The sequence below is a fragment of the Tessaracoccus sp. SD287 genome (genome assembly GCF_017355265.1).
Classification (GTDB): domain Bacteria; phylum Actinomycetota; class Actinomycetes; order Propionibacteriales; family Propionibacteriaceae; genus Aestuariimicrobium.
On the sequence record NZ_JADIJQ010000057.1, the window covers coordinates 1 to 6,734 of the forward strand.

The following is a 6,734-nucleotide window of genomic DNA, read 5'->3' on the forward strand; positions in this document are numbered from 1 at the left end:
TCAGTTGGTGGTACCGCCCACCTGCGTCCCTGGGCCAGAACATCCCCGCGACCATCGATCCCGACGTGGCCCGCCTCATCAGTTCTCACGACGTGATCTGGCGCCGCCAGACCAGCGCCAAGGTCGTCCATCTGACCATGGACGAGGGATACGAGTTCGAGACAAACTCCGCCGAAATCCTTGACATCGCCGCGGCGAAGGACGTCAGGATCACCTTCTTCATCACCGGCAGCTTCCTGCGCAACAACCCCGACATCGTCCGGCGAATGCTGCGCGAGGGTCACCAGGTCGCCAACCACAGCGAAAAGCACCTGCGCCCCTCCGCGGCACTGGCCACCTCCACCCAGACGTTCGTCAACGAGATCAGGAGCCTGGAACGCAGTTACCAGTCGATGATGGGCCAGCCGATCACCAGACTGTTCCGCCCGCCCGAGGGGGGTTACAGCGAACGCAGCCTGCAGGTTGCCGACGACCTCGGCTACACCACCGTCTTCTGGAGCTTTGCCTATGCCGACTGGGACACCGACGAGCAACCCGATCCCACGGCTGCGAAGAACAAGATCCTCGGCCAGCTCCACCCGGGCTCGGTGATCCTGCTGCACGCGGTGTCCGACACCAACGTGGCGATCCTGGCTGAGGTGATCGACGGGATCAGGTCGCGCGGCTACACCATCGCCCTGCTCCAGGCCTGAGGAGCCGCGATTCGGCGCGCTTGGGATGGTTAGCTAAGCTAACCACATGTCAACCCGGGCGAAACGCGAACAGGTATCGATGTTCGCGTCCTTCGGCATCTTCAACTACCGCCTGTTCTGGCTCGGTGCCCTCGTCAGCAATGTCGGCGGCTGGATGTTCTCCACGGCGCACCAGTGGATGGTGCTCACCGAACTGACCGACCACTCGGCCACCGCGTTGGGCTACGTGACTGCCCTGACCTTTGCCCCGATGGCGTTGCTGGCACCGCTGGCCGGCGCCCTGACCGACCGCTTCGACCGTCGACGAATGCTGCTCACCACCCAGAGCCTGCTGGCCCTCAACGCCTTCGTGGTGTGGGGCCTGTACGCCTCGGGGATCATGACCCTGACGCTGGCCTTTGTCTTCGCGGCCATTGGCGGCACCATCCAGGCGTTCGACATGCCAGCCCGGCAGACGTTCGTCTCCGAGATGGTGCCCCAGCACCTGATCCCGAATGCGATTGGGCTGAACTCGGCCCAGTTCAATGCCGCCCGGCTCGTCGGCCCCGGCGTCGCCGGTCTGGCGATCGCCGGCTTCGGGGTGGGGCCCGCGCTGCTGGTCAATGGCATTTCGTTCGCCGCCGTGCTCGGTGGCCTGGCGCTGATGCGGCCCGGGGAACTGCTCACCTCGCCCAAGTCGCGTGAACGCGGCGCCATCGTCCAGGGCATCCGTTACGTCGCGGGACGTCCCGACATCCTGGTCGTGATGGTCGTGGTGATGGCCCTGTCGATGTTCGGCATGCAGTTCCCGTTGACCAATGCCCTGATGGCCACCACCGAGTTCGGCAAGGGTGCCGGCGAGTTCGGCATCCTTGGCTCTGCGATGGCGGTGGGCACCTTCGCGGCCGCCCTGCTTGCCGCCAAGCGGGTGCGGCCACGGTTCCGGACGATGCTGGTGGCCCTGGCCGGTTTCGCGATCTCGATGCTGGTCGCCAGCATGGCCCCCAACTACACCACCTACATGATCATGCTGGTGCCGATGGGCCTGTGCGCGATCACCGTGCTCACCAACTGCAACGCCATGGTGCAGATGAACGCCGACCCCGCCTTCCGCGGACGGGCCCTGTCGGTGTACCTCGCCGTCAACATGGGCGGCTCACCCATCGGTGCCCTGGTCATCGGCTGGATCTGTGAGGTCTGGGGGGCCCGCGCCGGTCTGGGCGTCGGGGCGCTCGCCACGGGCCTGGTCTGTCTGGCGGTGGCCGGCTGGATGATGCGCCGTGACGGCATCGAGGTGCGGCTGGAACGTTCCTGGCCACTGGCGCTGGACGTCCGCAACCGCGCCGTGGAGCAGCGCATGCTCGCCCTGGAAGGCACCAGTTCCGAGCCCGGCGCCGGTACCCACGCCTGACCACCTGCTTCGGGGCCCGCGTAGACTCACCGCATGTTCCTGCCTGCCGCGCTCGAAGCCCTTTTCGCCAAGAACTCCTCGACGCCCAAGGTGCTCGAGATCGACCTGGGGAGGGGAGTGGTCACCGCTCCGCCGGACAACCCGTTGGCCGCCCTGCGCATCCTCAACGCCGCCTCGATGCATGCCCTGCGCGACGGGCTGCGTGCCGCAGCCACCGACGATCGGGTCGCGGGCCTGGTTGTCCGGGTCACCGAGGGTTCCGGCCTGTCGCTGGCCGACCTGCAGGAACTGGGCGACCTGGTCGCCGCCTTCGGTCGGACCAAGCCCACCGTCGCCTGGTCTGAGTCCTTTGGTGAACTGGGCAGCGCGCTGCCCCTGTACGCCTTTGCCACCCGGTCCCGGCAGGTCTGGCTGCAGCCGTCGGGGCAGGTCGGCCTGGCCGGGGTGCACGTCGGCATCACCCTGCTGCGCGGACTGCTCGACAAGGGCGGCATCGAGCCCGAGTTCGCCCAGCGCAAGGAGTACAAGTCAGCCGGTGAGCAGTTCGCCGCCCACGAGATCAGCGACGCCAATCGCGAGATGATGCAGCGCATCGCCGACTCGGTGCTCGAGCAGTCCGTCGAGGTCATTGCCCAGGCTCGCGGACTGGAGCCCGAGCGGGTCCGTGACCTGGTCGACCAGGCGGCCCTGACCCCGGACGAGGCGCTGGCCGCCGGGCTGATCGACCGGATCGGCTACCGCGACGAGGTCTACGCCGCCGTCCTGTCCGAATGGGGGGCCAAGACCGAGTCCCTGCAGTTCGTGCACCGCTACGACGCGGCCGCCGCCCCCCGACGCAAGGCCGCCCAGGCCCTGCACCGCAAGAATCCCGAGATCGGCGTGGTCACCCTGCGCGGCGCCATCGTCACCGGACGCGGTCGTCCCGGCGGCGGCCCTGGTGGTCAGCAGGTGGGCGCCGACGTGGTCACCGAGCACCTGCGCGCGGCCGCAGCCGACGACCGCGTCAAGGCTGTGGTGCTGCGGATCGACTCACCCGGTGGTTCCGCCGTCGCCTCGGACTCCATCTGGCGGGCCGTCCAGCAGGTGCGCGACTCGGGTCGTCCGGTCGTCGCCCAGATGGGTGCGGTGGCTGCCTCCGGCGGCTACTACGCCGCGATGGCTGCCGACAGGATCGTCGCCCTGCCCTCGACGCTCACCGGCTCCATTGGCGTGGTGGCCGGGAAGTTCGTGATGGAACAGACCTACCAGAAGCTGGGCCTCAAGCACGAGGGCCTCAGCGCCGGGCGCCACGCCGGCATGCTCGCCACGGATCGTCGGCTCACCGACGAGGAGTGGCAGATCCTCAATGCCTGGCTGGACCAGATCTACGAGGACTTCGTGGCCAAGGCCGCCCAGGGTCGCGACATGGAGGTGGCAGAACTTGAGCCGCTGGCCCGCGGACGGGTCTGGACAGGGAGCGACGCCCAGCAGCGCGGTCTGGTCGACGAGCTCGGTGGCCTGGAGGTGGCCGTCGAGCAGGCCTGCGCACTGGCCGGGCTGCAGCGCGACCAGGTCACCCTGAAGCAGGTGCCCGCCCTGGGCGTGCTGGCCCGATTCCAGCCCGCCAACAGCTCGGAGTCCATGGGCGGCTCCGGACTGGGACTGCCCCAGGGCGGCCCCGAGGCTCTGCTGCAGCGGGGGCTTGCGCTGCTGGGCGGGGGGTCCCTGCCGCCGGTCGGGGCGCTGACCATGCCGTGGAACTTCACCGTGCAGTGACGAGGCCGTGCACTTAGGTGCACCTTTGCCGCAACGGGCTGACGGCGGCGCCACACTGTCGTAGGCTGGGAACCACGAGGGCGCTCGCGGTGCCCGTCCCATGAACTGCACGGATGTGCAGGGCGGAGGTGGTGGCCATGTCGAACACGCCAGCTACCGAGCTGTCGATGCTGCGGGCCGCCGAGCTCTACTACTACGAGAACCAGACCCACGCCCAGATCGCCGAACAACTCGACACCTCACGGTGGACGGTCGGACGGATGCTCGAACGGGCCCGTGAGGTGGGCATCGTCCGGATCAGCATTGAGCACCCGCTGGCCCGCCACCACCACCTCGAGGTGCAGCTGCAGCAACGCTTCGGGGTTCGTGACGCGATCGTGGTGCCCAGCCAGGCCGACTCGGAGGCCACCGCCGATGCCGTCAGCCATGCCGCGGCCGAGCACCTGGCCGCTCTTCGTCCGCGACCGACAACGGTGGGCCTGTCCTGGGGGCGCACCACCTCACGCGTCGCCGCCCAACTGGCCAGCGGCTGGAACCGGGGGGTCACCGTGGTGCAGACCAACGGTGGACTGTCGCTGGCCGGGGTCGACCACGTCGGGTCGGCGCTGCGGACCATGGCCGAACGCGGCCCCGGACAGGTCCGTCTGATGCCGGCTCCGACCATCGTCTCGTCCGCCGCCCTAGGCAGGGCCCTGCGGGCCGAGCCCGCTGTCGCCACCACCATCGCGGCCGCCACCCACGCCCGCACCATCGTCTTCTCGCCCGGCTCGGCAACGTCCACCTCGGTGCTCGTCGACTCCGGCTACCTGGGTGCCGACGAGGTCGCCGACCTGACCCGCAGGGGAGTGGTGGGCGACCTGCTCAGCCACTTCATCGACGCCGACGGTCGCGTGGTCGACGCCGACCTGGACGCTCGCACCATCTCGATGGACCTGGCCGCGCTGCGTGACTGCCCCAACAGCGTGGCCGTGGTCACCGGCACCGAGAAGGTCGCGATCACCGCCGCCATGCTCGTGGCCGGCTACTGCCGCACCCTCATCACCGACACCGACGTGGCCACCGCAGTACTGGCCACCGCCCTGACCTACCCGCTGACCGACAACGGGCACACCGTCAATCTGGTCGGCACCCACCTCGACGAGGACATCGTCACCTCGATCCAGCAGACCGGACGCCACCCCAACCTTGACCTGGTCGTCAACGAGGGCGTCACCGCCTACCAGTTGGCAGACGCCGCCGAAGCCTTCGAGGGGGCCGACCTGGTCATGAGCGGCGTCAACAGCTTCGGTGTCGAGTGGGTCGCCAAGCAGCTCAAGACGCTGGTCAAGCCGGGCGCCAAGATCCTGTCGATTACCAAGGGCATGCATGCTGCCGAGGACGGCACCCTCAGCATCCTGCCCGACGTGCTCAAGGCCGAGTTCGGCGAGGAACTCGCCAGCCAGGTGCAGTGGGCCGCCATCACCGGCCCCTCGATCGCCGGCGAGTTGGCGGTCGGCCACGACACCTCGGTGGTCTTCACCGCCGAGGACCAGGACTACGTCGACTGGCTCGCCGGATTGTTCCGCACCAGCTACTACCACATCTGGACCTCACTGGACTTCATCGGCTGCGAGGTCGGTGCGGCCACCAAGAACATCTACGCGTTCGGTGGGGGCTTTGCCGCCGGCATCCTCGAAAAGGCCGGCAAGTCGGGCGACCGCTACAAGATGTACAACTACTCGGCGGCGCTGTTCGCCCAGGGTGCGGTCGAACTGCGGCAGTTCATCGAACTGCTGGGTGGCGACCCCCGCACCGCCGAGGGCCTCAGTGGCGTGGGCGACATGTTCGTCACCTCGATGGGCGGACGCAACGTGATGGCCGGTGGCTACGTCGGCCAGGGCGTCCCGTTCTCGGAGGTCCGCGACGTCCACATGAAGGGCGTCACCCTCGAGGGTGTGGCCGCCATCCGCGTCGTCGGAGCTGCCCTGCGCAAGCTCACCGATCGCGGTGTCATCGCAGCCGAGGACTTCCCCTTCTGCCGCTACCTCTACGAGGTCATCGCCGAGGACGCCCCCCTCGACCTGCCGTGGTCGAAGTTCTTCGGCGGCGAGAAGTGAGCCACTGAGCGAAGAGAACTTGGGGGGCATGCCAGCCGACCCAATCGATCGGGTGGCCTCACAGGTGGGCGTGTTGTCTCTTGACGATGCGCATCAGGATGGCCCAGTTGTCGGGGTCGACGTCGTCTGGTCGTTCGGGGAGGACCGGTTCGGCTGCGGGTTCAGTCTCGGCGTCGGGGTCGGGTTCGGGTGGTGGGCTGAATTGGACTGACCAGGACTCGAGGCGTTCGCCGCGCACCACGTCACGGATCGGGGCAGGTCGTTCGGGCATGACGGGTGGGACGTCGCGGTGGACGGGCTGGATGGGGTGGCCGTGGGCGGTGGTGAAGGTGAGCCCGTCGGGTCGGGTGGGGTCTCCGCTGATCTGGTAGTCGCCGAGGTGGTGGCTGCGGTGGTGGAACGGACACAGGGAGAGCAGGTTGGGTGGGTCGGTGTCCCCGCCCTGGTTCCAGTGGATCAAGTGGTGGTTCTCGAGGAAGCCGGTGGCGGGGCAGCCGGGGTAGCGGCAGCCCTGGTCGCGGTCCTCGATGAGTCGTCGGGTCCTGTTGGGGACGATGCGCATGCTGCGTCCGACCGCGACCGGGACCCCGTCGGTGTGCCACACGGGCCGGATGACCCCGTCGCAGGTGTAGGCATCGCGCAACGTGGAGGGGAGGGCGCCGGTGCGGCCGAGCCAGCCGACCCCGTCGGTGTCGAGGTGGATCAGCACCCGGTACCCATCCCTGCGCGATGCCGGCACGGCGGCCAGGGATTGGGTGGCGACGTGGAGCAGGCCGTCGGCGAGGGTGGCGTGGGTGTTGC

At 68.6% G+C, this 6,734-nt stretch carries 5 protein-coding genes; 4 read left to right on the top strand and 1 reads right to left on the bottom strand.

What is annotated here, in order from left to right; all coding sequences use genetic code 11:
- From IPV09_RS13820 to IPV09_RS13835, 4 genes are all read left to right on the top strand, one after another.
- A partial coding sequence (locus IPV09_RS13820; RefSeq protein ID WP_207475913.1) for a polysaccharide deacetylase family protein occupies positions 1 to 692 on the top strand: 692 nt, incomplete at its 5' end.
- Between the two features lie 46 nt (positions 693 to 738).
- Positions 739 to 2,082 (top strand): MFS transporter, encoded by a 1,344-nt coding sequence (locus IPV09_RS13825; RefSeq protein ID WP_207475915.1) that lies wholly within the window; start codon positions 739 to 741, stop codon positions 2,080 to 2,082.
- Positions 2,083 to 2,115: 33 nt separating this feature from the next.
- A complete protein-coding gene (gene sppA / locus IPV09_RS13830; RefSeq protein WP_207475917.1) occupies positions 2,116 to 3,837 on the top strand; it encodes a signal peptide peptidase SppA in 1,722 nt (573 codons plus the stop codon).
- A gap of 137 nt (positions 3,838 to 3,974) precedes the next feature.
- Positions 3,975 to 5,933, top strand: a complete 1,959-nt coding sequence (locus tag IPV09_RS13835) for a sugar-binding domain-containing protein (RefSeq protein WP_207475919.1) — start codon at positions 3,975 to 3,977, stop codon at positions 5,931 to 5,933.
- 58 nt (positions 5,934 to 5,991) lie between these two features.
- Here IPV09_RS13835 and IPV09_RS13840 read toward each other — a convergent pair.
- On the bottom strand, positions 5,992 to 6,734 hold a 743-nt coding region (locus IPV09_RS13840), incomplete at its 5' end, for an HNH endonuclease signature motif containing protein (protein ID WP_207475921.1).

Coding starts and splice junctions, on each gene's coding strand:
- IPV09_RS13825 (WP_207475915.1), top strand. CDS start 739: ATGTCAACCCGGGCGAAACGCGAACAGGTATCGATGTTCGCGTCCTTC.
- sppA (WP_207475917.1), top strand. CDS start 2,116: ATGTTCCTGCCTGCCGCGCTCGAAGCCCTTTTCGCCAAGAACTCCTCG.
- IPV09_RS13835 (WP_207475919.1), top strand. CDS start 3,975: ATGTCGAACACGCCAGCTACCGAGCTGTCGATGCTGCGGGCCGCCGAG.